This window comes from Mesorhizobium sp. M5C.F.Ca.IN.020.32.2.1 (genome assembly GCF_004023105.1).
GTDB lineage: Bacteria > Pseudomonadota > Alphaproteobacteria > Rhizobiales > Rhizobiaceae > Mesorhizobium > Mesorhizobium wenxiniae.
The window spans coordinates 1-396 of sequence record NZ_RZSX01001711.1 but is presented as its reverse complement, the minus strand read 5'-3'; the positions used below and the strand labels follow the sequence as shown (position 1 = coordinate 396).

Here is a 396-nt window from a genome sequence, read left to right as displayed (position 1 = left end):
GCTGAATTTCGTGAGATACATGGGCATGGTTCGCCTCCAGCGCTGCCGATCCCCGCGGCTCGGCGTCAAGGGATCGAGGGGAATGGCGCCGAGCCTAACCGGCTTGGGCAGTTCGCCGGCTGACGAAATATGCTCTTAAGCTAATATAAGAGCAACAGCTATAAATCCGCGCTCCATAGGTCGCCTCATAGGCTTCCGCCGAAGAGACCGCAGAATGCTGGATGGTTCCAGTTCGACTTTTTGGTCATGCCGGTTCGCCAATGTGAGTCAGCTAATTTAGTACCTTTGCTTATCAAGGCAAAATCCGGTCTTAGCGCAAATAACGAGCGGGCAGGCGCGCGACATTTGCCTGCCGTGCCAATAAACCTATCTGCAGCCAAAGCAGCATTACAAGCG

The 396-nt window shown here is 54.3% G+C and carries 1 protein-coding gene; it reads right to left on the bottom strand.

Annotated elements, in window-relative coordinates; translation table 11 throughout:
- Positions 1 to 185: 185 nt before the first annotated feature.
- Positions 186 to 396, bottom strand: a 211-nt coding sequence (locus EOA86_RS39815; RefSeq protein WP_206630305.1) for a hypothetical protein, incomplete at its 5' end; no start/stop codon positions are given.